The following is a 22,025-nucleotide window of genomic DNA, read 5'->3' on the forward strand; positions in this document are numbered from 1 at the left end:
TCGGATCTACCCCGATTAGCTAAACAGACCGACAAGATAATAAAAGCTGGCGGAAATCAGCGCGGCTGCGGGCAGGGTGACAATCCATGCAATGACGATGTTGCCAGCCAGTCCCCAACGCACTGCCGACACCCGGCGCGCGGCCCCGACACCAATGATCGCGCCCGTGATTGTATGCGTTGTCGATACAGGTATCCCAAGCCATGTTGCGCCAAACAGCGTCAAGGCGCCGCCGGTTTCCGCGCAGAATCCTTGCATTGGGTTCAGGCGTGTGATCTTCGAGCCCATGGTGTGTACAATGCGCCAGCCGCCGAAGAGCGTGCCAAGCGCCATTGCGGACTGGCAGGAGATTACCACCCAGAAGGGTACATAAAACTTATCGCCCAACTGGCCCTGACTGAACAACAGGACTGCAATAATGCCCATGGTCTTTTGTGCGTCGTTGCCGCCGTGACCGAGTGAATACAGTGACGCTGACACGAATTGCATGATGCGGAATGTGCGGTCTACCGCAAATGGGGTCTGGCGTACAAAAAGCCACGAAACGATAAGCACCAGCACCAGCGCCAGGAAAAAGCCGATAGCGGGAGACATAAAGATGGCGCTGACCGTCTTCAACAGCCCGCTCCATACGATGGAGTTAAAGCCTACTTTGGCTAGCCCGGCACCCACCAGTCCGCCGACGAGTGCGTGCGATGAACTGGAAGGGATGCCGAAAATCCAGGTAACGATGTTCCAGATGATGGCTCCCATCAACGCGGCAAAAATAACCTGCGGTGAGACGATGGATGGATCGATGATGCCTGTTCCCAGCGTTTCGGCCACGTGAAGGCCAAAGAAGAGAAACGCGATGAAGTTGAAGAAAGCGGCCCATGCTACGGCATATTGGGGGCGCAATACCCGAGTGGAAACAATGGTGGCGATTGAGTTGGCAGCATCATGCAGGCCGTTGAGGAAATCAAAAAACAACGCGACTGCAATCAAGCCAGCAAGCAGGGGCAGGGCAAGTTGCGCGTCCATCACACGTTCTCGATCACGATGCCACTGATTTCATTGGCGACGTCTTCGAAACGATCAACCACCTTTTCAAGCTCTCCGTAAATTTCGCTGCCAATCATGTAGGCCATCGCGTTTCCGCTTGCGCCATGGCGTTTGAAAAGGTCCTTCAGTCCCTGATCATGCAGGTCGTCCGAACGACCTTCCACACGAGTGATCTCCTCGGTGATGGCCGCGAGCCGCTGCGCATTGCTGCCCACCTTGTCCAAAAGAGGAATAGCCTCAACGATGAGATGGGCGGCTTTGACGATTTCCTCGCCCATCTGCTGCATCAGGGGATCAAAACTTGATTGTTCGAACAGGCGGATCGTTTTTACCGTTTTGTGCATCATGTCGATCGCATCATCCATGGATTGGATGAGATCCTTGATATCGCCACGGTCAAATGGCGTAATAAAGCTGAGGCGGACAGCAAGCAGCACTTCGTGGGTAATTGCATCAGCATCGTTCTCGAGCTTGACGATACGCTCGCAATTGCCGCTGACATCCTTGCCGTGGAGAAGTTCGTTCAAAGCTTCCGCTGCGCCTACGACAGTTGTGGAATGCCGGCAGAACATGTCTAGAAACTTATCTTCGCGCGGCATCAACTTACGGAAAATGCTCATCATGACCTTCAACCTTTCCAGGGCGACTTGCTGTCTTAAATGTGTCATGAAGCAAAGGAGAGCAATCGCAGCTTGCACAGAATCTAGCGTTATCCAGTGATATGAACCCATCCAAGAAGACCCGGAAAAGCGGTCCAGCAAAGCCGCGCTCTCTCCTTCAGCAGCTTGCAGGCGTTTCCGATAAGCTTTTTACAGGCGGTTTTCGGCAACAATATGCGGCCCTTTGCTTTCGCCGTGTCGAGAAAGACATCGAAATCCTCTTGGTGACGACGCGGGATAGTGGACGTTGGGTAATTCCCAAAGGCTGGCCGATGAAAAACAAAAAGCCGCATCAGGCCGCAGCCACAGAAGCTTGGGAAGAGGCTGGCGTACGTGGTGAGGTGAAGAAAAAGCCCGTCGGTCGCTATACCTACCTTAAACTGTTGGACGATGGCGAAGTCGTGCCCTGTGTTGTCGATGTTTTCCAGGTTGAGGTTGAGGAAGTCGAGAGCGGCTTCAAAGAGAAGGGCCAGCGAACAATTGCCTGGGTAAGCCCGGACGAGGCCGCGCGCCGGGTGCGGGAAATTGAGCTGAAGTCGCTTCTCGTGGAATTCAAGCCAAAAAAATCAAAGCGCCCGGCTACACCTGCATCTTAATCTCGACCTCTGGCTTGCCGACTTTCGCCTCAGGCGCATTTTACCTATAAGCGAGAACGTCTCGTTAGACGCCATATGCATGAGCAGGAGAAATGTCATGGAGTTTCATTCGCCCTTCAGCCACGGCTTTGTGCGTTGTGCCACATGCACACCAGCCAGCGAAGTGGCTGACCCACATTTCAATGCAAACTCCATGCTGGAACTTGCGCGTGAAGGACACGAAAAACTCGTTTCGCTCATGGTTTTTCCGGAACTTGCGCTTTCAGGCTACGCCATAGACGATCTTTTCGGCCAGGATGCTTTACTTGACGCAGTCGAGGAAGCCATTGCCCGTATGGTAGAAGAAAGCCGGCGCCTGAACCCGGTCCTGCTAGTTGGCGCACCTTTGCGGCATGAGGGCCGGCTATTCAACTGCGCGGTTGTCATTCACTCCGGCAAGATTTTAGGCATCGTTCCAAAAACGCATTTGCCGAATTATCGGGAATTCTATGAGAAGCGCTGGTTTGCCTCAGGCAGATCGATCCGCGAAGCGGAGATGGTCATAGCAGGACAGGTCGCGCCATTCGGCATCGATCTGCAATTTGCTGCCAGCAGCGTGAAAGATTTCATTTTCCACGTGGAAATCTGCGAGGATCTCTGGGCTCCAGCGCCACCTAGCGATTTTGGCGCTCTCTCGGGTGCTCTTATTTTGGCTAATTTGTCTGCCAGCAACATTACTGTGGGCAAGGCAGAAACACGCCGTCTGCTGTGTTCAGCGCAGTCATCGCGCACATGGTCTGCCTATCTCTATTCCGCGGCAGGCCCTGGTGAATCGACCACTGACCTTGCCTGGGATGGACAAGCATGCATCTACGAACTGGGCGAACTGCTGGCCGAAACGGAGCGTTTCCCTTCCGGCTCGCAAATGTGTATGGCGGATATCGATCTCGAAAGGTTGCGCCTTGAACGGCTTCGCACCGGCACATTCAACGATGCGGCAACACTGCACTTGACGCCGGGCAAGACGTTCCGCCGCGTGATGTTTAACTTCGTCCCGCCGAAGAATGCGATGGATCTCATTCGTCCGCTAGCGCGCTATCCGTTCGTGCCTGCAGATCACACAAAGCTGGATCAGGATTGCTACGAGACCTTCAATATCCAGGTTCAAGGCCTGATGAAGCGACTGCGCGCAACCAACATTCGTAAACTCTGCATTGGCGTGTCGGGCGGCCTGGATTCCACCCATGCACTGCTGGTGGCAGCGCGCGCCTACGACCAACTGGGCTGGCCACGTTCCGACATTCTTGCATTCACCATGCCGGGATTCGCAACCGGCGATGAAACCAAGGGCAATGCCTGGGCATTGATGCGCGGCCTCGGCGTAACGGCGGAAGAGGTCGATATTCGCCCACTGGCGACCCAGCTTTTGAAGGATCTCAATCATCCATTCTCAAATGGTGAGCCTGCCTATGATGTGACATTCGAGAATGTTCAGGCTGGATTGCGAACAGACTTCTTGTTCCGTGCGGCCAATCAGCGAAACGCACTCGTGCTTGGCACCGGCGATCTTTCGGAAATCGCATTGGGGTGGTCGACCTATGGTGTCGGCGACCAGATGAGCCACTACAATGTCAATGCGTCGGTTTCAAAAACGCTGATCCAGCATCTCATCCGCTGGGTTATTCGCTCCGAACTATTTGACGAAGAGACCGGTGAAACGCTGGGTCGTATCCTGGATACGATCATCTCGCCCGAATTGGTGCCAAAGGATGAAAGTGGGGCGATGCAGAGCACGGAGGATAAGATCGGCCCTTACGATCTGCATGATTTTTTCCTGTTCTATATTACACGCTTCGGGTTGAAGCCGTCTAAGGTCGCTTACCTCGCGCTTCAGGCATGGCAGGACGCGGAACGCGGACATTGGCCTGCCTATTTCCCCGATGAAAAGAAGCGTGAATTCGATCTGGCGACCATTCGTCGGTGGCTGGAAACCTTCCTCTTCCGCTTCTTCACCATTAGCCAGTTCAAGCGCTCCGCCTCTCCCAACGGTCCAAAAGTTACATCTGGGGGATCGCTGTCGCCGCGTGGGGACTGGCGCGCTCCTTCCGATGGAAACGCTCGCATCTGGCTAAAAGAATTGCAGGATAACGTACCGAAGAACTGATCTTCGAACTTTCAACTCCCTTTCTGGTTTATGTCCGGCAAGGGAGTATTGGATGAAAATCAACGAAAATTGGCGCCATCTTTGTATCGACGTGCAGCGCATGTTTGCAGAAGAAACGCCTTGGCATGTGCCTTGGATGGGCAAGGTGCTGCCTCAGATAACTGAAGTCGCGGAGCGGCATAGCGAGCGCACAATCTTCACCCGGTTCATTCCGCCCCGCTCGGCCGAGGCTGCCGCTGGTGCGTGGTGTGATTACTATCAAAAATGGTGGATGATGACCGGCCAGCATTTGCAAGCCGAGATGGTAGAACTTGTGCCAGAGCTTCAATCCTTTGCACCGCCAGCCCGAGTTATAGACAAGATGGTCTATTCACCCTGGCTAGAGGGCGTACTCTATCAACAGCTGGTGCGTGAGCGGGTCAGCACGCTGGTCATTTCCGGCGGGGAGACAGATGTCTGCGTTCTCTCCACGATCCTTGGTGCAATCGATCTCGGGTTTCGCATTGTCGTCCTGACCGATGCCGTGTGTAGCGGCACGGACGAAACCCATGATGCGGCGATCGGCCTGTTGGCGCAGCGCTTTTCCGTGCAGCTACAAATGGTGACGACAGAGGAATTTCTATCGGTGCAAGAGGCACCAAGAACAACAAGTTAAATAAGGCGAATCTAATACTGGAACCATCTACCCGACTTTCCGTTCCTCCGGCGTTTTTCGCTCAATGCAGAGGCTCATCGTGACAGAGGTTCAGGACACTGGTTCCACAGCACATTCGCAATCCATAACTGAAACTCAGTCAAAAAACCCGAGTGAAGATAAAAAGGCCGACAAAACCCGGGATGAAAAACCGTCCATTCTTCGCAGACATCCGATAGCCATCCTTGGATGCGTTGTTGTGCTCATCATTCTTGGAGTTGTCGGCTACTTTCTCTGGCTAAACTACTCCTACCCGTACGAGTCCACTGATGATGCTTTCGTTGATGCGCGAAGCTATTCGGTTGCTGCAAAAGTTTCTGGTTATGTCTCGGAAGTTCGAGTCGGCGACAACCAGCACGTCGAGGCCGGTACTGTCATCGCAAAAATCGATGCCAAGGATTATCAGATCGCTCTGGATCAGGCCAATGCACAAGTAGAAGCGGCACAGGCAGGAATAGCCAATTCGGAGGCGCAAATTTCCGTCGCTCAAGCTTCTATCGATGAAGCACGCGCAAAGGAAACATCTGCACTGGCTGCACTTAAATTTGCGCAGGATGAAGCAAAACGACAAGAGGAATTGCAGAAAGGTGGCGCGGGCAGCCTTCAGACGCTTCAACAGGCGCAGAGCAACTTGAGGCAGAGCCAGGGGTCCTATGGTGAGGCACAGGCAGGCGTTATGTCTGCCATGAAAAACAAGGCCGCCGCCGAAGCCCAACTCAACAGTTCCAAGGCTAATTTGCGCCAAGCAGAAGCTCAGAAAGAAAGCGCTGAACAGAACCTGAACTACACCACGGTTACGGCGGCGGAACCGGGGCGGATCGTGAAGTTAAGCGGCGCAAAGGGCCAGCTTCTTGAAGCGGGGCAGGCGATTGCCACATTCGTTCCCGACGATATCTGGGTAACCGCGAACTTCAAGGAAACACAGCTTGTTTACATGCGCCCTGGACAGGAAGTGGACGTCACGATTGACGCTTATCCCGATCACAAGATGCGAGGCAAGGTAGATTCTATCCAGCCTGGCTCTGGCACGGCTTTCTCGCTGCTGCCTGCGGAAAATGCCACGGGCAATTACGTAAAGGTGACCCAGCGCGTTCCAGTCAAGATTACTGTTGAACAATGGCCGCAGGATGTATCGATAGGCCCAGGAATGTCGGTGCTGCCAACCGTAACCGTCCACCCGGATCGCTAACATGCCAGGATCGGCAGCTGCCAGAGGCGCTCAATCAACCCGCAAAACCAATCCTTGGATCATCGCGATTGTTGTCGCCGTGGCAGCATTCATGGAAGTGCTGGACACAACCATTGCCAACGTGGCGCTGCGTTACATCTCTGGTGGATTGGCTGTCAGCTCCGATGAGGCATCCTGGGTGGTAACCACTTACCTTGTTTCAAATGCCATTGCCCTTATCGCATCAAGCTTTATCGCTCAACGCTATGGCCGTAAGCGTTTCTACATGGTGTGTCTCGCAACCTTCACCATCGCCTCAATCCTGTGCGGACTCGCGTGGGATTTGCCATCGCTAATCGTCTTCCGCATGATCCAGGGTTTTGCCGGTGGCGGCATGGTGCCTGTGTCGCAGTCAATCCTCACAGATGCCTTCCCGCCCTCTAAGCGCGGCCAAGCCTTCGCCGTTTTCGGCATTGCTGTCGTGGTCGCACCTGTTATTGGCCCGACGCTCGGCGGTTACATTTCCGATAACTTCTCTTGGCACTGGTGCTTTCTCATTAATGGTCCTGTTGGTGCACTTGCGTTAGCGCTCGTCTACTTTCTGGTGAATGAGCCAGAGGAAGCCCATAAAAAACGTGAGGAAATGCGCAAGAATGGTGTGCGCTTCGATATCGTGGGCTTCCTGCTGCTAGCCACTTTCCTGGGTGCGCTGGAACTTGCTTTGGACCGCGGCCAGGTGGAGGATTGGTTTGATTCCACCTTTATCATTATCGCGACGAGCATTTGCATACTGGCGCTGGGCTTGGCTATCCCGTGGCTTTTGTGGAAGCGCAATCCTGTGCTGGACATCACCATGCTGGCCCGCCGTCAGTTTGGCTCCTGCTTTATCGTGATGCTTGCAATCGGTGCTATCCTCATTGCAACGACGCAGTTCGTGCCGCAAATACTTCAGGAAAATTACGGATATACGGCCACTTGGGCGGGTCTTGCGCTATCTCCGGGCGGTCTTGTAACGATGGTGATGATGTTCATTGTTGGGAGGGCAACATCCATCGTCCAGCCCAAGTACCTCATCGCTTTGGGCGGTGGGATAATTGCCTACGCAATGTATCTTATGACAAATGTCTACGCAGACCTGAACTTCGGTTTCTTCGTCTGGGCGCGTTTGTTCGTCGGGCTGGGCCTGCCGCTGATCTTCATCCCTATCACCGCAGCTTCCTATGACGGCTTGAGACCGGACCAAACGGATCAGGCCTCCGCGCTCATCAATGCTGCGCGCAATACCGGCGGCTCGATCGGCGTTTCCATTGCGTCAAACGTACTCGCGCATCGTGAGCAATGGCATCAAAGCCGTCTGGTTGAGAATATTACGCCTTCCAACCCTGCCTATTACGAAACCTTGCGTCAGTTACAGCATTTCTTCGAACAACAGGGCTCTGCCGCCGCACAAGCGAAGGAGCAGGCTATGGCCCTGATTGCGCAAAACGTGCAACAGCAATCGAGCTTTCTTGCCTATATCGATGTGTTCCACACTCTCTCGCTGATCTCGCTTGCCGTCATCCCGCTCGCGCTGATCCTTCGCAACGTCAATCTCAAGGCGGGCGGCGGAGGCGGAATGCATTGAGCCATTACAACCCGCCCATGCAGAGATATTTCATGTCAAGATAATCCTCCAAGCCGTGGCGCGAGCCCTCTCGACCAATACCGGATTGCTTCATTCCGCCGAATGGAGCAGCTTCCGAAGACATGCGTCCGGTATTGATGCCCACCATGCCGTATTCGAGCGCTTCAGCCACATGCCAAACCCGCTTGAGGTTCGATGCATAGAAATAAGCTGCCAAGCCATAGATTGTATCGTTGGCCTCCGCCACAACCTGATCCGCATCCTCGAACCGGATGATCGGCGCAAGGGGGCCAAAGGTCTCCTCCTGGGCAAGGCGCATGTCTCGTGTCACTTCTGTGATAACAGTTGGTTGGAAAAATGTGCCATTGGCACTCACAGGTTCCCCACCGCACCGGACCACAGCACCTTTTTCAAGGGCATCAGTAATGTGAGACTGCATCTTGGCAAGAGCCCGCGCATCAATCAGTGGACCGATGGAAACACCGGGATCGAAGCCGTTGCCAACGCGAAGTTCCTCAACTTTGGCCGTGAATTTCTCCGCGAATTGCGTGAACACACCAGACTGCACATAGAGCCGATTTGCCGACACACATGTTTGTCCAGCATTCCGAAACTTTGCTTGAATAGCCCCATCGACAGCAGCATCGATGTCGGCGTCATCAAACACGATAAACGGCGCATTGCCTCCGAGTTCGAAACTTACCCGTTTGATTTGCTCTGAGCACTGGCGCATCAACAAGCGCCCAACTTCCGTTGACCCGGTAAAGCTGATCTTGCGCACTTTCGCATTGGTGCAAAGTTCACGGCCAACATCTGCGCCTTCTGACGCGTAGATAAGATTGAGTACACCGGCGGGAAAGCCTGCCATGCGCGCCAAAGCGAACATTGCACCAGCGACAAGCGGCGTTTGTTCGGCAGGTTTCACCACGACCGCGCATCCGGCAGCCAAAGCAGGCGAAATCTTTCGCGCTATCATGGAAGCTGGGAAATTCCACGGAGTGATAGCACCCACGACACCGACGGGTTGCTTTATGACAATCATTCTTCGGTCAACGGAAGGGGCAGAAATCGTCTCGCCGTAAATGCGATTGGCCTCTTCTGCGTACCATTGAAGATAGGCTGCGGCATGAGAGACTTCGGATTTGGCTTCCGCGAAGGGTTTGCCCATTTCCGCAGTCAAAATGGAAGCTAGATCCTCGCTATGCTGCAGGATCAAACGGTGCCATTCCCACAAAAGATCAGATCGTTGCCTCGCGGTCAGTGCCGCCCATGAGCCTTGTGCTGCATGAGCCCTGTCGATAGCGGCAGAAACTTCCGAGACTCCCATATCCGGAAGTTCTGCCAATAAATCCCCTGTCGCTGGATCGAATATACGAAAGAGAGGGAGATTGTGAAAATCGCCTTCAGGAACGCGCGCGAGATCAGAAAACAGCTCAGGCTTTTTGAGGTGCTTTGTGAGTGCTGAAGTGGTCGTCACGAGGTCGTCCTTTCATTCGTACCGCCCTGTTGGTGTATGCATCAGGGCTTAGCTTTGCATACCCCTCTTCTGCGTGGGCTTCCAATCAGTTGCATTGATATGGTCCATCGGTTTGCGTGACAAAATGATGAGACCGCGCGTCACTATCAAGCGACGCGCGGTCCCTCGGAATGGCTCTTACTCCGCTGGAGAGAGAGCGGGAGCCGTCTCCGAAGTATGACGCGCTAGCGGCCTTTCACCTGTGACTTTACGGGCCAGCAGATAGAAAACCGGCGTCATGAAGATGCCAAACAATGTAACGCCGATCATGCCGGAGAAAACCGCGATACCCATTGCCGAGCGCATTTCCGCACCTGCGCCTGTGGAGACGACGAGCGGCACGACACCCATGATGAAGGCCATCGACGTCATGAGGATGGGGCGAAGACGCAAGCGACTGGCTTCAATCGCAGCTTGTCGTGGTGTTCTACCCTCAAATTCCAGCTCTCTTGCGAATTCTACGATGAGGATCGCATTCTTTGCCGATAGCCCGACTAACACCACAAGCCCGATCTGGGTGAAGATATTGTTGTCTCCGCCTGTGAGCCAGACTCCGGCGAGGGCTGCCAGTACTCCCATGGGCACGATCATAATGATCGCGAGAGGCAGAGTGAGGCTTTCGTATTGCGCGGCCAGCACCAGGTAGACCAATAAAAGTGCAAGCGGAAAGACGATGAGGCTGGAATTGCCTGCAAGAATTTGCTGGTAGGTCAAATCTGTCCACTCATAGTCGATGCCGGATGGCAACGTCTCGCTAAGGATTTTCTCAATCGCCGCCTGCGCCTGCCCGGAAGAGTAGCCGGGAGCTGGCGCACCATTGATATCGGCAGACAGGAAACCGTTGTAACGCGTGGTGCGCTCAGGCCCTGCCGTTTCCTTCACTTTCAGAAGCGCGGCAAGCGGAATCATCTCTCCGTTTTGCGAACGCACCTCCAACCGACCAATGTCGTCTGCCTTGGCGCGATATTTCGCATCTGCCTGGACACGTACGCTGTAAGTGCGGCCAAAAGCATTGAAATCGTTCACGTAAAGTGAGCCAAGATAAATTTGCAGCGTCTCGAAGACATCCGTAACGGATACACCTAGCTGCTCAGCCTTTGTCCGGTCCAAATCGGCGTAAAGCTGCGGCACATTGATCTGGAAGCTGGAGAAGATGCCAGCCAGTTCCGGTGCTTGATAAGCCTTGGCTGTCACAGCTTTGGTTGCCTCATCAAGTGCCTGATAGCCATAACCGGAACGATCCTCAATCTGAAGCTTGAACCCTCCAGTCGTGCCTAATCCATTGACGGGTGGCGGTGAAAAGATAGCGATGAAAGCATCCTTTATACCGGCATATTGCTGATTCAACGCCATGGCGATCCCATCGCCGGATAGCTCTGGCGATGTGCGGTTTTTGAAATCATCGAGGACTGCAAAAACCACGCCCGAATTCGACCCATTGGTGAAGCCATTGATGTTGAGGCCAGGGAAGGCGATGGTATGCTTCACACCGGGTTGCTTCAAAGCGACTTCGCTCATCTGCTTAATCACTTGTTCTGTGCGGTCGAGCGAGGCGCCATCCGGCAACTGGGCGAAGCCAACGAGGTACTGTTTGTCCTGGCTTGGCACGAAGCCGCCCGGCACTGCATTGAACATGCTGTATGTGAGCCCGACCAGTGCCAGATAGATGACCATGACAATGCTCTTGCGAGAGAGCAAGCCACCAACCGTGCGCCCGTAGCCCTTGGATGCTGCGCCAAAGGCGCGGTTAAAGCCTCGGAAAAAGCGACCGAACAGGAAATCCATGATCCGCGTCAATCCGTCTTTCGGCTCATGGTGGCCCTTCAACAGAAGGGCAGCCAAGGCTGGAGACAAAGTGAGTGAATTGATGGCGGAAATAACCGTAGAAATTGCAATGGTCAGCGCGAATTGCCGGTAGAATTGACCCGACAGACCTGAGATGAAAGCCAAGGGAACAAAGACAGCAACCAGCACCAGTGCAATCGCAATAATTGGACCGGAGACTTCCCTCATCGCTCGATAGGTTGCTTCTCGGGGGGAGTGGCCGTTCTCGATGTTCCGCTCGACATTTTCAACCACCACAATTGCATCGTCTACTACAATGCCGATTGCGAGCACCAGACCGAATAGGGTCAACGCATTTACTGAGAAGCCAAAGAGGTACATGACGGCAAAAGTGCCGATCACTGAAACCGGAACTGCCAGAAGTGGAATGATTGAAGCACGCCATGTCTGGAGAAACAAAATAACAACCAGAACCACGAGAGCAATCGCTTCAAGCAGAGTGTCGATGACCTTCTCGATAGAGGCTCGAACGAATTCCGTCGTGTCGTACACAATTTCATAGTGTACGCCTTCTGGCATCGCTTTCTGCAATTCGTTCATCGTTGCGTATACAGTGTCGGCAATTTCGATGGAGTTTGAGCCGGGGGCCTGCAAAACCGGAATGGCAACAGCCGGCTGGCCGTCCAGTAGGGAACGAAGCGTATAATCTGCAGCGCCCAACTCAATACGAGCCACATCACGCAGACGCGTGATTTCACCATTTTCACCGGTTTTCACAATGATGTTGCCGAATTCTTCGGGCGTTTGAAGACGACCTTGAGCATTGACGTTCAGCTGTAGATCGACCCCGGGGAGACTAGGTGACGCGCCGATAATACCAGCCGCAGCCTGCACATTTTGTCCACGGACAGCATTGGTTATATCACTGGCGGCAAGCTTATGCTCGGCTGCCTTTTGCGGGTCGATCCAGATACGCATGGAATAATCGCCGGAACCGAAAACCTGGACCTGACCCACACCTTGGATGCGTGCCAATCTGTCCTTGATATTCAAGGTCGCGTAATTGCGCAGATACGTCAGATCATACCGATCCGTATCGGATACGAGGTTGACGACCATGATGAAGTCAGGCGAGCTTTTAACAGTCGTAATGCCCAGCGCGCGCACTTCCGAAGGAAGACGCGGTTCTGCTTGCGAAACGCGATTCTGGACCAGCTGTTGAGCTTTGTCTGGATCTGTCCCGAGCTTGAAGGTAACCGTCAGCGTCAACACGCCGTCAGACGTGGCCTGGCTGGACATGTACAGCATGTTTTCCACGCCGTTAATCTGCTCCTCGAGTGGTGTCGCCACAGTCTGAGCAATCACGGTTGGATTCGCGCCAGGATATGTCGCCCGAACGACGACCGATGGCGGAACAACTTCAGGATATTCTGAAATCGGAAGCGCGCGCATGCCTAGCAGGCCAGCCACCAAGATGAATACCGACAGCACCCCAGCAAAGACTGGCCTGTCGATGAAAAACCTAGAAATGTTCATGTTTAACCCTCTCTCCAGGGTAGCTTCAGGCCATAGTGAACATGTCCCGCTTCTTGAAAGCGGGCACACGTTCAGGCTTTTCTTCGGAATGAAGCCGTTATCGAAAAACGGCTTAAATTCTATTTGGCAGCCAGTTGCTGCGTCTCAGGAGCGACGAGTGCGCCAGGGCGAATCCTCTGAAGACCGCTGACTACAATCCTGTCGCCGGGAGCTAGGCCATTCTCCACGATGCGCATGCCATCGACGGCAGCACCGAGTTGCACCGGGCGGTAAGCCACCTTGTTGGCACCATCGACGAGGAAAACAAACTTCTTATCCTGGTCCGTACCGAGTGCCTTCTCGCTCACCAACAGTTTTTCCTCCTGCTTAGGCTGACCGAGACGAACACGAACAAATTGTCCTGCGATAAGCCGACCGTCCTGGTTCTGCAATTCAGCACGAACCCTTATCGTGCCGCTGGCAGTATTGACCTGATTGTCGATCAATTGCAGTTTGGCTTGGAGCGGCGTTGCCTTCGCATCGAGCGTGGTGATTTCAACCGGTACTTGGCCCAGATCAGGTATACCGTTCTTCGCTGGCACTTCAGAAAGAATACGGGCAATCAGGTCTTCGCTGGCGTCGAAGCTCGCATAAATGGGATTGACGGAGATGATGTTCGTGAGCGGCGTTGAGCCCGCGCCCGCGGCGACCAGATTGCCAATAGTGACATCAATCTTGCCAACACGACCAGAAATTGGCGCGCGAATCTCAGTGTAGCCTAGGTTCAATTTTGCAACCTGCAACGTAGCCTGAGCAGATTGAAGACCAGCCACCGCAGCTCTTTCATTGCTCTTGCGCTGTGCCAATTCGCTTTGGGAAATGGTATTCCTTCCCGCCAGAGTCTCACCACGCTGCAGCTCGGTTTGTGCCAGTTCCACCTTTGCATTCGCTGACGATACCTGTCCTTCTGCCTCTTGAACGGCGGCTTCATACGGAGCCGGATCGATCTTGAAGAGGAGGTCGCCCTCCTGCACAAGGCCTCCTTCATGGAAGTGTACAGACTGGATCGCGCCTGAAACCCGCGGTCTCAATTCAACTCGATCAACCGCCTCCAGACGGCCGGAAAATTCCTGCCATGTCGTTACGTTGCGGGGTTGAACAGATGTTACAGTGACAGGAACCGCTGGCGCTTCAGCGGCAGCAGGCGCCGCAGTCGCACCTCTTGGTGTGTCTAGATAGAAAGATGCTCCGGTTATCAGCGCAGCAGTGCTTAATCCGGTGCCCCAAAGGGCCCAGTTCAAAAATCGCGTTTTCATTTTTCTCTCCTGACGGCAAAGCCGCCAAATGTAAGCCTCGTCTCAGGCTCACAGGGTTTGTCATGGATACAGGCAAGCCATTCCCGCGGCTTATGCAGCAAGGTGGTCGCATGATTTCAAGATGAGAGCTGGTGAACCAGCACCAAGAAGGATTAAAGGGTCGTCTTACAGTACTTCATCGAGGTCTCCTTCGACCGACGAGCGCTAGGTGCCATGTGTTATGACTACCGTGCAGCTTCAGTGAATGCTTTTAGTTCTGCGCACAGTGGTTGAAGCCAAGCTCCAGTTCCACTGCTATAAAGGTTTGTCCAACCGAGCCCTGCCGGAAGAACATAATCACGAACCTCCACACCGTTGACTTTCAGACGGTTGGAATAATTTGCCACTTCATCATGCAAAGGGTCATCTAGTGATGTGACTATCAGGGCAGGGGCAACATTCGCCAATCGCGAACATATGCAAGGCGATGCATAGGGATGTTGCATAATCGAGCCCAGATAATGGCTCCATCCGTCCGACCAACTCTCCCGCATTCCAATATCGTCTGCGCCGCGAAAGGATACCGATGTCATTTGCGGATCGACCATTGGCGAAAATAGCATCTGGCCGCTAAGCTTGCCTGGAAGAAGATCTCGAGCTTTCAAGGCTACCCCAGCCGCAATATTTCCGCCCGCCTCATCACCTGCAACGAACAGCGCGGATTTTGAACTTGCGACAGCATTTCGCCTGCTTGAGATGCATGCCAATGCTTCAAAGGCGCATTCCATTGCTTTTGGAAAAATGCTCTGCGAGGCTTGGGCATAGTCCGCTTCGATGACTACGGCGCCCGTTTCTGCAAGAGCTTTACCAATGGGTCTCTCAGCTTCACTGCGATCCCGATTCAGAAAAGATCGACCGCGGAGATAAAGAACGATTGGCGGCGTGCGACCACTCCGCAGGCCCTCATAGAGGCGCAAGGGTACGAGTTCAGCCGCTCCCTCAAACCTTATGTTAGACCATTGTGTCATCGCCAGCTCAGCCAAATCTGGTTGCCAATATTGTGAGATCCATATTATTGTTCCCTCAAATTTGCACAAGCGTGCCAAAAGTGGCATCACTGTTCCGTTTTCACGGATAATATGGAGTTTTCCACCATGGATCAGCTTTCTGCAATGCGTGTTTTCGTACGTGTGGTGGAAACGGGAAATTTCACCCGTGCAGCAGGCGCATTAGGGATGCCTAAAACTACCGTGACAAACCTGGTGCAATCGCTGGAATCTCACCTCAGAACTACTTTGTTAAATCGCACAACAAGGCGCGTCATGGTGACGACTGATGGCGCGCTTTACTATGAGCGCGCCGTGCAAATTCTTTCGGAAATCGATGAACTGGATGGATCTCTTTCCAATTCCCAAACGCAGCCATCCGGCCGATTGCGCGTGGAAATGGCAGGGGCTTTTGCGGATCTCCTGGTTATCCCAAACCTCTGCGATTTCTATAAGCGTTATCCGCAAATCCAGCTGGATATCGGGGTGGGTGACCGGCTGGTGGACTATATAGCCGAGAACGTCGATTGCGCGCTACGAGGCGGAACGCCCACGGACCAATCTTTAGTCGCGCGAAAAGTAGGTGAGGTGAAAATGCGCGCCTACGCATCGCCAAGCTACATCGAGAAATTTGGGATGCCTACGCATCCAAGCGAACTGGACCGTTCTCATTTTTCCGTTGGTTATCTAAACGCAACATCAGGCCGTGTTCTCCCGATGGAATTCTCCAAAAATGGAGAGGTGATAGAAGCCGGAGCTCGATACATCGTGTCCGTCAATGATGCACGCTCCTATGTGAACGCAATCGTTTCAGGCGTAGGAATCGGCCAAACCGCAAATTTTATGGCAGCCGAGTCCTTATCACGTGGAGAGCTGGTGGAGATTTTTGCAGACTGGGAGTGCGAGGTGCTTCCGCTTTACATCGTCTACCCTCAGACCCGCCACCTTAGCAACAAGGTTCGCGTATTCGTAGACTGGTTGGCCAAACTTGTTCAGAGTTTGAGGGAGGAAGAGCCTGCCCTGCGGAAATTAGAGAAGGCATAGAAACTATCCCAAGATAAACCCCCGGCAAAGCCGAGGGTCCATCGTCGTCTGAAAAAGTCGTGCTCGATTTGTTTAACGCTTGGACAACGGAACGTAATCGCGTTGCGGAGCGCCTGTATAAAGCTGGCGAGGACGGCCGATACGCTGCTGCGGATCTTCGATCATTTCCGCCCACTGGGCAATCCAGCCCACGGTCCGAGCCAACGCGAAGAGCACGGTGAACATCGTCGTCGGGAAACCCATGGCTTTGAGCGTAATGCCGGAGTAGAAGTCGATGTTCGGATAGAGCTTCTTCTCGATGAAGTAGGGATCCGTCAAAGCTATCTTTTCCAGCTCCATCGCGACCTGCAACAACGGATCGTCGGTGTGGCCGAGTTCCGCCAGAACTTCATGCGTTGTCTTCTGCATGATCTTGGCGCGTGGGTCATAGTTTTTGTAGACGCGGTGGCCAAAGCCCATCAAACGGAACGGATCGTTCTTGTCCTTCGCGCGGGCGATGAACTCAGGAATGCGATCCGGCGTACCGATTTCCTGAAGCATGTTGAGTGCTGCTTCGTTCGCACCACCATGTGCTGGACCCCAGAGGCAGGCAATGCCCGCAGCGATACAGGCAAAGGGGTTGGCACCGGAAGAGCCAGCCAGGCGGACCGTGGAGGTAGACGCATTTTGCTCATGGTCTGCGTGCAGGATGAAGATACGGTCCATGGCACGAGCCAGAACCGGGTTCACCTTGTACTCTTCGCAAGGTACAGCAAAGCACATGCGCAAGAAGTTGGATGCATAATCCAAATCGTTCTGCGGGTAAACGAATGGCTGGCCGATATGATACTTATAGGCCATCGCAGCAATCGTTGGCATTTTCGCGATCATGCGAAGCGAGGCAACCATGCGCTGATGCGGATCGGTAATATCTGTAGAGTCATGGTAAAAGGCCGACAGAGCGCCAACCGTACCAACCATGACCGCCATCGGATGTGCATCGCGGCGGAAACCTGTGAAGAACCGGCTCATCTGCTCATGCACCATCGTGTGGTGCGTTACGCGATAATCGAAATCCTTCTTCTGGGCAGCTGTTGGCAGTTCACCGTAGAGAAGCAGATAGCAAGTTTCCAGAAAATCGCCATGTTCTGCAAGCTGCTCGATCGGGTAGCCGCGGTGCAGCAGAACACCTTCGTCACCATCGATGAAAGTGATCTTTGACTCGCAGGAGGCCGTGGAGGTGAAGCCGGGGTCGTATGTGAAGGCTCCGGTGTTCTTGTAGAGCGCGCCAATGTCGATAACATCCGGCCCGATAGTGCCCTTTCGCACAGGAAGATCGACTTTGCTCTCTCCCAATCCAAGGTGTGCGTTCGTGTCCGTCATACTGATCCTCCGATAGGCGGAATGGCGCAGGACGCGCCAGAAAAAACAGAAGCGTTGAAATTAGCTATATGATCTAACGCGCCGTGCCAAGCGTTCCAGACCATGTTTTGTGCGCCGCGAAAGCGAGATGTATCTGCGGGATGAGGATACAGTAAAGACGGCCCGCGCAGATTGTGTTGGATTAAATCGATCCAATATACGAAAGTGTAGGAACCAGCTTTGTCAATGCGTTGACCAATGCACCCTTGCTGTGCAAATCCTCCTTCCAAGACCTTGATCGGCGGGCGGGGGCAAGTTCCGATTGGCACCACCGGCACATGAATCCTTTTGGCAGAATGCTGAAACAGGCCCGCCCAGCGCAACTGATTGGCTGCCAGCAGCGCGACGTGGATCGGGCTCGCCTTTCATGTCGTTTCAGGAGCCCGAATCTCAGAAAGTTGATCAGCTTGCAGAGGTAAAATGCGCCAGTCGGTCTTCTCGCTGGATGCAGCAGGAGGCTGAGAACGGTCTCCTCTTCCTTTTGATTCCAGTCGCGCTCGGAATGGGTGCCATCATCTGGTTCTCTGTCGATAACCGGCCAAGCTACAGCCTTCTCCTCAGCGCCTTGCCGTTTCTGGCGGCAGGCCTTTATTTTCGCCAACGCATCCAAACTTGGGTCTCAGCCTTCGCGTTCCTTATCGGGATTGGTATCTTGGGAATGGTGAGCGCAGCCTGGGAAGAATGTCGCCTTGCAACGGTTATCCTAGACAGTGCCGTCACTACGACGGTGGAAGGCGTAGTGGAAAGACGTGAAGCGGTTGGAGAGAACCGCTGGCGTTACGTTCTGGCAGTGCGCGCAACTAGCCGACCGAAGCTAGGACGCGCACCAACGCGCTTAACACTTACGGTTCGTGGCGCGGCTAAACCGTTTCGCATGGGAGACATTCTTAAAGGAAGAGCAAGGTTATCTCCACCATCCGGCCCTGCTTTGGGAGGACTGAGTGATTTTGCCTTTTCCTCCTATTTTGAAGGCATTGGCGCCAGCGGCTTCTTTTATGGCGTACCAGAAAAGCTTGGCGAGTCTGTCGACGCTCCGGCTCAGGTTGGCTGGCTTAACCTGCTCTATGATTTCCGCAGTCATGTGGGGGATCGCATCCGTAGCCTTGTGCCCGGAGATAAAGGCGCCTTCGCCGCAGCCATCATTACCGATGAGCGGCGAGCTATTTCAGCCCCCGTTCTTGAGGCTTTGCGTGAGGCTGGACTTGCCCACATTGTAGCGATTTCAGGCCTGAACATGGCTCTTGCAGCGGGCATATTTTTTGTGGGTGCCCGTTCCCTGCTGGTTCTGATACCCGGCGCTTCTCAACGGGTTTCGGTGAAAAAGCTGGCGGCTTCTGGCGCTATCGTTATGGTTACCGCCTACTATCTCATATCCGGCTTCGGTGTATCTGCAGAACGCGCGTACATCATGATGGTGGTTATGTTGACAGCTGTTCTGTTCGATCGCCCATCAATCAGCCTCCACAATATAGCCTTGGCAGCGACGCTCATACTTCTGCTCCACCCGTCCAGCATTATGGGTGCGAGTTTCCAGATGTCGTTCGGCGCAACCGCAGCTCTGGTTGCCGGATACAACATCTGGTCAAAACGCAGGCAGGCGCAGGATGGGCTGAGCGCCAATGGCCCCGTTGCTATCGCAGTCTCTTCCATTGCGGCCATCATAGGGGGCACAATCATGACCTCCCTGATTGGAAGTCTCTCGACAGCCATTTTTTCGATTGCCCATTTTAACCAGCTGAGCGGCTATGGCCTAGTTGCCAACCTCGCGACAATGCCATTCATTTCGGCCGTTGTTATGCCAGCTGGATTGCTGGGCATGTTGGCCATGCCCTTTGGGCTTGAAGCGCCTTTCTTTGTTGTAATGGGTTGGGGACTTGAGATCGTCATCAAGGTGGCAACGTTTGTTGCTTCTTGGGAAGGTGGCATAAGCACGGGCAGGGCGCCGCCTTATTTTCTGGCAATGACGTCCCTTGGGTTGGTCCTCGTTATTTGCCTGAGATCGCCACTGCGTTTTGCCGGTGTGTTCCTCCTCGCTAGCGGGATGCTTATCATGCTCTCAGGTATCGGTCGCAATGATCCAGACATGGTTATTGCGGAAGATGGAGAGACGCTGTTGATCCACCGCAAATCCAGTTCCTTCACAAATGAATCAAAATCATCGGGATTTCTGTTCGATAGATGGCGCAACAGCTTGAAGTTGGGCGAGATATTGCCCTCGGCTCGACGTCCCATCGATTTGGAAGTGGACAACGCCATGGAGAGGGCTGAACACGACAAGACGGAAGACACAGCTCCATCAGTGCCACTCGGTAAAACTACGCGACTGCGCTTAACTGAGGAGCAGATCAAAGCGGTCGACAGTGCCGTTCGAAGTGGTCTAAAGGCGATACCGAATGACCAATTCGTTTGCCTTCCCAAATTGCTGTGCCTAACGCAGACAATGGAAGGAGCAAAGATTGCTTTGGTTCAAGATACCCGCTTCTTGGGCTATGCCTGCGATCGTGTCAATTTGGTCATCGCCGCCCGAGCGCCATTCACCAAATGTCGATCAGGCGTCCTCCTAGTGACCACAGCCATTTTGCGAAGAACAGGAACCATCGAGATCCTGTTCAATGGGCAGGCCAATCCTAAGAGCTGGACCTATTCCCCGGCATTCACATCAACGGCAAGAGCATGGGAACTTCACCGCTCCTATGACTGGCGTTCACAGACATATGCCGCAACCGACGACGCAAATTTGGTTCAAACGTGGCTTAGTGGTAGCGGCGGATGAGACCAACCAGACGCCCCTGAACCTTCACCCGTTCTGGAGGGAAAATTCGTGTCTCATAAGCGGGATTCGCTGCTTCGAGTGCAATCGATGCACCCTTGCGTCGGAAACGCTTCAACGTCGCCTCTTCGTCATCCACGAGGGCAACGACAATATCGCCAGGGCTGGCCGTGCTGCCATTGCGGATAATAACCGTATCGCCGTCTAAAATGCCGGCTTCGATCATTGAGTCCCCTCTCACCTCCAAGGCGTAATGTTCTCCCGGTCCAAGCATTTCCATCGGGACGCTGATGGCGTGGGTGTTATTCTGGATCGCCGAAATGGGAACACCCGCCGCGATTCGACCCATTACAGGTATAGAAGCTGAATTGCTCTCATCCGCAGCAGCCTTAACTGGTTGAGGGGTTGCTGGAGCGGGTGGCGCTTTACCTAGAGACCCTTCAATAACGCTAGGAGAAAAGCCTCTTTTGGGGGCCGCACCTGCGCCGAAAGGTTCCGGAAGTTTGATCACTTCCAATGCGCGTGCACGATTCGGTAACCGGCGGATAAATCCACGTTCTTCCAAAGCGGTAATCAGGCGATGTATCCCCGACTTGGAGGCAAGCTCAAGCGCATCCTTCATCTCATCGAAAGAGGGCGGAACACCAGATTCCTTCATGCGAGCGTGAATAAAAAGAAGCAGTTCTTGCTGTTTGCGTGTAAGCATATCCGGCAACCCCATCGGGAAACAAATCCAGAACGGACCCTATATGTTCCAGTTGTGTTCTGCAAGGGCAACTTCGTGCACTTGTATGGAGTGACTCAAGACTCCAAAGTCGACGGACCAGCAAAGCATGGAAAAGAATGATGCGTAACCTCGACCATCTAGTTCTACCTGTTCCGTCACTTACGGCGGCAAGTCGTTTCCTTGGGCGTTTAGGCTTTAATGTCGCGGCTGAAGGTCATCATCCGTTCGGCACATCAAATGCGTGCGTGTTCTTTCCGAACGGCACGTATCTAGAACCTCTTGCAATGAGGGACGAGGGTCTTGCCAGGGCGGCTGCGAATGAGGGGAATGTGTTCACACAACGGCACCTGGAGCAAGGTAGACTTGGCAAGAAGGTAGGCTTGTCTGCATTTGTCCTGGCATCCGATGATGCAGTGGCAGATCATGCCTATTTTGAGCGGCAGCAGTTATCCGCAGGCTCGATGCTAACATTTTCGCGCGAGGCAAAATCTGCCGACGGCAACGCTGTGACCGCAACCTTTAAATTGGCCTTTGCCGACCTGCGTTCTGCCGATCTGTTTGCCTTCACCTGTCAACGAATCAATTCAACGTTGCCTGGCGGCGCGCTTCTTGAGCATCCAAACGGCGCGCTGGGCGTGGCCGAGGTTGTGCTTACAGCTTCTGACTCTGCGGAGGCGTCAGGTCGGATTGAAACCGTCTTGCAGAAGGAACCTGAAGCACAGGAAACCGATATCACGTTTAGGTTGGGGAACAGCTTAATTCGCATTGTGCGCGAGACTTCAGATTACTCCATCTCAAACCAAGATCGATCTTTTCGCGACCTGACGGCCTTGGGGTTTGTCATTGCGGTGAAGAGTCTGACGTCTATCAAAGGCATTCTCACAGCAACCAATGTGTCTTTCGAAAGGAAGGCCGACAGGCTGATTGTCCATTCGCAGCCTGAATTTCCGACAGTCTTGGGCATTGTCGAGCGATCCGACTCGCCTTGATTCTCTCGTGGA

16 protein-coding genes are annotated in these 22,025 nt (G+C 53.8%); 8 read left to right on the forward strand and 8 right to left on the reverse strand.

Annotated elements, in window-relative coordinates:
* Positions 1–15 precede the first annotated feature (15 nt).
* Complete coding sequence (locus tag AC0JZ1_RS02095) at positions 16–1,020, reverse strand: inorganic phosphate transporter (RefSeq protein ID WP_471880785.1); 1,005 nt, start codon at positions 1,018–1,020, stop codon at positions 16–18.
* Entirely contained in the window at positions 1,020–1,664 is a 645-nt protein-coding gene (locus tag AC0JZ1_RS02100) for a DUF47 domain-containing protein (RefSeq protein WP_471880786.1), read from the reverse strand. The genes AC0JZ1_RS02095 and AC0JZ1_RS02100 overlap by 1 nt, the downstream gene beginning before the upstream one ends.
* A gap of 98 nt (positions 1,665–1,762) precedes the next feature.
* Between AC0JZ1_RS02100 and AC0JZ1_RS02105 the strand changes: the two genes are divergently transcribed.
* From AC0JZ1_RS02105 to AC0JZ1_RS02125, 5 genes are all read left to right on the forward strand, one after another.
* Positions 1,763–2,296 carry an NUDIX hydrolase gene (locus AC0JZ1_RS02105; RefSeq protein WP_471880787.1) on the forward strand — a complete coding sequence of 178 codons (534 nt, stop codon included), beginning with the start codon at positions 1,763–1,765 and terminating at the stop codon, positions 2,294–2,296.
* Positions 2,297–2,393: 97 nt separating this feature from the next.
* Positions 2,394–4,439, forward strand: a complete 2,046-nt coding sequence (locus AC0JZ1_RS02110) for an NAD(+) synthase (protein ID WP_471880788.1) — start codon at positions 2,394–2,396, stop codon at positions 4,437–4,439.
* 52 nt (positions 4,440–4,491) lie between these two features.
* Positions 4,492–5,094, forward strand: coding sequence for a cysteine hydrolase family protein (locus tag AC0JZ1_RS02115; RefSeq protein ID WP_471880789.1), 603 nt, complete (start codon positions 4,492–4,494; stop codon positions 5,092–5,094).
* 238 nt (positions 5,095–5,332) lie between these two features.
* Complete coding sequence (locus AC0JZ1_RS02120) at positions 5,333–6,322, forward strand: HlyD family secretion protein (protein ID WP_471880790.1); 990 nt, start codon at positions 5,333–5,335, stop codon at positions 6,320–6,322.
* A gap of 1 nt (position 6,323) precedes the next feature.
* On the forward strand, positions 6,324–7,925 hold the full coding sequence (locus tag AC0JZ1_RS02125) for a DHA2 family efflux MFS transporter permease subunit (RefSeq protein ID WP_471880791.1): 1,602 nt from the start codon (positions 6,324–6,326) through the stop codon (positions 7,923–7,925).
* Positions 7,926–7,929: 4 nt separating this feature from the next.
* Here the strand turns inward: AC0JZ1_RS02125 and AC0JZ1_RS02130 are convergent, their stop codons facing one another.
* The 4 genes from AC0JZ1_RS02130 to AC0JZ1_RS02145 all read right to left on the reverse strand — a co-directional run bounded on the left by AC0JZ1_RS02130 (position 7,930) and on the right by AC0JZ1_RS02145 (position 15,151).
* Positions 7,930–9,357: an NAD-dependent succinate-semialdehyde dehydrogenase gene (locus AC0JZ1_RS02130; RefSeq protein ID WP_471880907.1), complete on the reverse strand. Its 1,428-nt coding sequence runs from the start codon at positions 9,355–9,357 to the stop codon at positions 7,930–7,932.
* A 222-nt stretch (positions 9,358–9,579) separates the two neighbouring features.
* A complete protein-coding gene (locus AC0JZ1_RS02135; RefSeq protein ID WP_471880792.1) occupies positions 9,580–12,762 on the reverse strand; it encodes an efflux RND transporter permease subunit in 3,183 nt (1,060 codons plus the stop codon).
* A 119-nt stretch (positions 12,763–12,881) separates the two neighbouring features.
* Positions 12,882–14,057, reverse strand: coding sequence for an efflux RND transporter periplasmic adaptor subunit (locus AC0JZ1_RS02140; RefSeq protein ID WP_471880793.1), 1,176 nt, complete (start codon positions 14,055–14,057; stop codon positions 12,882–12,884).
* A gap of 224 nt (positions 14,058–14,281) precedes the next feature.
* Positions 14,282–15,151, reverse strand: coding sequence for an alpha/beta hydrolase fold domain-containing protein (locus AC0JZ1_RS02145; protein ID WP_471880794.1), 870 nt, complete (start codon positions 15,149–15,151; stop codon positions 14,282–14,284).
* A gap of 39 nt (positions 15,152–15,190) precedes the next feature.
* Between AC0JZ1_RS02145 and AC0JZ1_RS02150 the strand changes: the two genes are divergently transcribed.
* Entirely contained in the window at positions 15,191–16,126 is a 936-nt protein-coding gene (locus AC0JZ1_RS02150; RefSeq protein WP_471880795.1) for a LysR family transcriptional regulator, read from the forward strand.
* 72 nt (positions 16,127–16,198) lie between these two features.
* Here the strand turns inward: AC0JZ1_RS02150 and gltA are convergent, their stop codons facing one another.
* Entirely contained in the window at positions 16,199–17,488 is a 1,290-nt protein-coding gene (gene gltA / locus AC0JZ1_RS02155) for a citrate synthase (protein ID WP_471880796.1), read from the reverse strand.
* A 406-nt stretch (positions 17,489–17,894) separates the two neighbouring features.
* Here gltA and AC0JZ1_RS02160 point away from each other — a divergent pair, with 406 nt between their 5' ends.
* Entirely contained in the window at positions 17,895–20,300 is a 2,406-nt protein-coding gene (locus AC0JZ1_RS02160; RefSeq protein ID WP_471880797.1) for a ComEC/Rec2 family competence protein, read from the forward strand.
* Here the strand turns inward: AC0JZ1_RS02160 and lexA are convergent.
* A complete protein-coding gene (gene lexA / locus AC0JZ1_RS02165) occupies positions 20,281–21,003 on the reverse strand; it encodes a transcriptional repressor LexA (protein ID WP_471880908.1) in 723 nt (240 codons plus the stop codon). The genes AC0JZ1_RS02160 and lexA overlap by 20 nt on opposite strands.
* A gap of 140 nt (positions 21,004–21,143) precedes the next feature.
* Between lexA and AC0JZ1_RS02170 the strand changes: the two genes are divergently transcribed.
* Complete coding sequence (locus tag AC0JZ1_RS02170; protein ID WP_471880798.1) at positions 21,144–22,013, forward strand: VOC family protein; 870 nt, start codon at positions 21,144–21,146, stop codon at positions 22,011–22,013.
* The last annotated feature ends 12 nt before the right edge of the window (positions 22,014–22,025 follow it).

It is taken from the genome of Affinirhizobium capsici, assembly GCF_977018625.1.

Coding starts and splice junctions, on each gene's coding strand:
- AC0JZ1_RS02095 (WP_471880785.1), bottom strand. CDS start 1,020: ATGGACGCGCAACTTGCCCTGCCCCTGCTTGCTGGCTTGATTGCAGTC.
- AC0JZ1_RS02100 (WP_471880786.1), bottom strand. CDS start 1,664: ATGATGAGCATTTTCCGTAAGTTGATGCCGCGCGAAGATAAGTTTCTA.
- AC0JZ1_RS02105 (WP_471880787.1), top strand. CDS start 1,763: ATGAACCCATCCAAGAAGACCCGGAAAAGCGGTCCAGCAAAGCCGCGC.
- AC0JZ1_RS02110 (WP_471880788.1), top strand. CDS start 2,394: ATGGAGTTTCATTCGCCCTTCAGCCACGGCTTTGTGCGTTGTGCCACA.
- AC0JZ1_RS02115 (WP_471880789.1), top strand. CDS start 4,492: ATGAAAATCAACGAAAATTGGCGCCATCTTTGTATCGACGTGCAGCGC.
- AC0JZ1_RS02125 (WP_471880791.1), top strand. CDS start 6,324: ATGCCAGGATCGGCAGCTGCCAGAGGCGCTCAATCAACCCGCAAAACC.
- AC0JZ1_RS02135 (WP_471880792.1), bottom strand. CDS start 12,762: ATGAACATTTCTAGGTTTTTCATCGACAGGCCAGTCTTTGCTGGGGTG.
- AC0JZ1_RS02140 (WP_471880793.1), bottom strand. CDS start 14,057: ATGAAAACGCGATTTTTGAACTGGGCCCTTTGGGGCACCGGATTAAGC.
- AC0JZ1_RS02145 (WP_471880794.1), bottom strand. CDS start 15,151: ATGCCACTTTTGGCACGCTTGTGCAAATTTGAGGGAACAATAATATGG.
- AC0JZ1_RS02150 (WP_471880795.1), top strand. CDS start 15,191: ATGGATCAGCTTTCTGCAATGCGTGTTTTCGTACGTGTGGTGGAAACG.
- gltA (WP_471880796.1), bottom strand. CDS start 17,488: ATGACGGACACGAACGCACACCTTGGATTGGGAGAGAGCAAAGTCGAT.
- AC0JZ1_RS02160 (WP_471880797.1), top strand. CDS start 17,895: ATGTCGTTTCAGGAGCCCGAATCTCAGAAAGTTGATCAGCTTGCAGAG.
- lexA (WP_471880908.1), bottom strand. CDS start 21,003: ATGCTTACACGCAAACAGCAAGAACTGCTTCTTTTTATTCACGCTCGC.
- AC0JZ1_RS02170 (WP_471880798.1), top strand. CDS start 21,144: ATGCGTAACCTCGACCATCTAGTTCTACCTGTTCCGTCACTTACGGCG.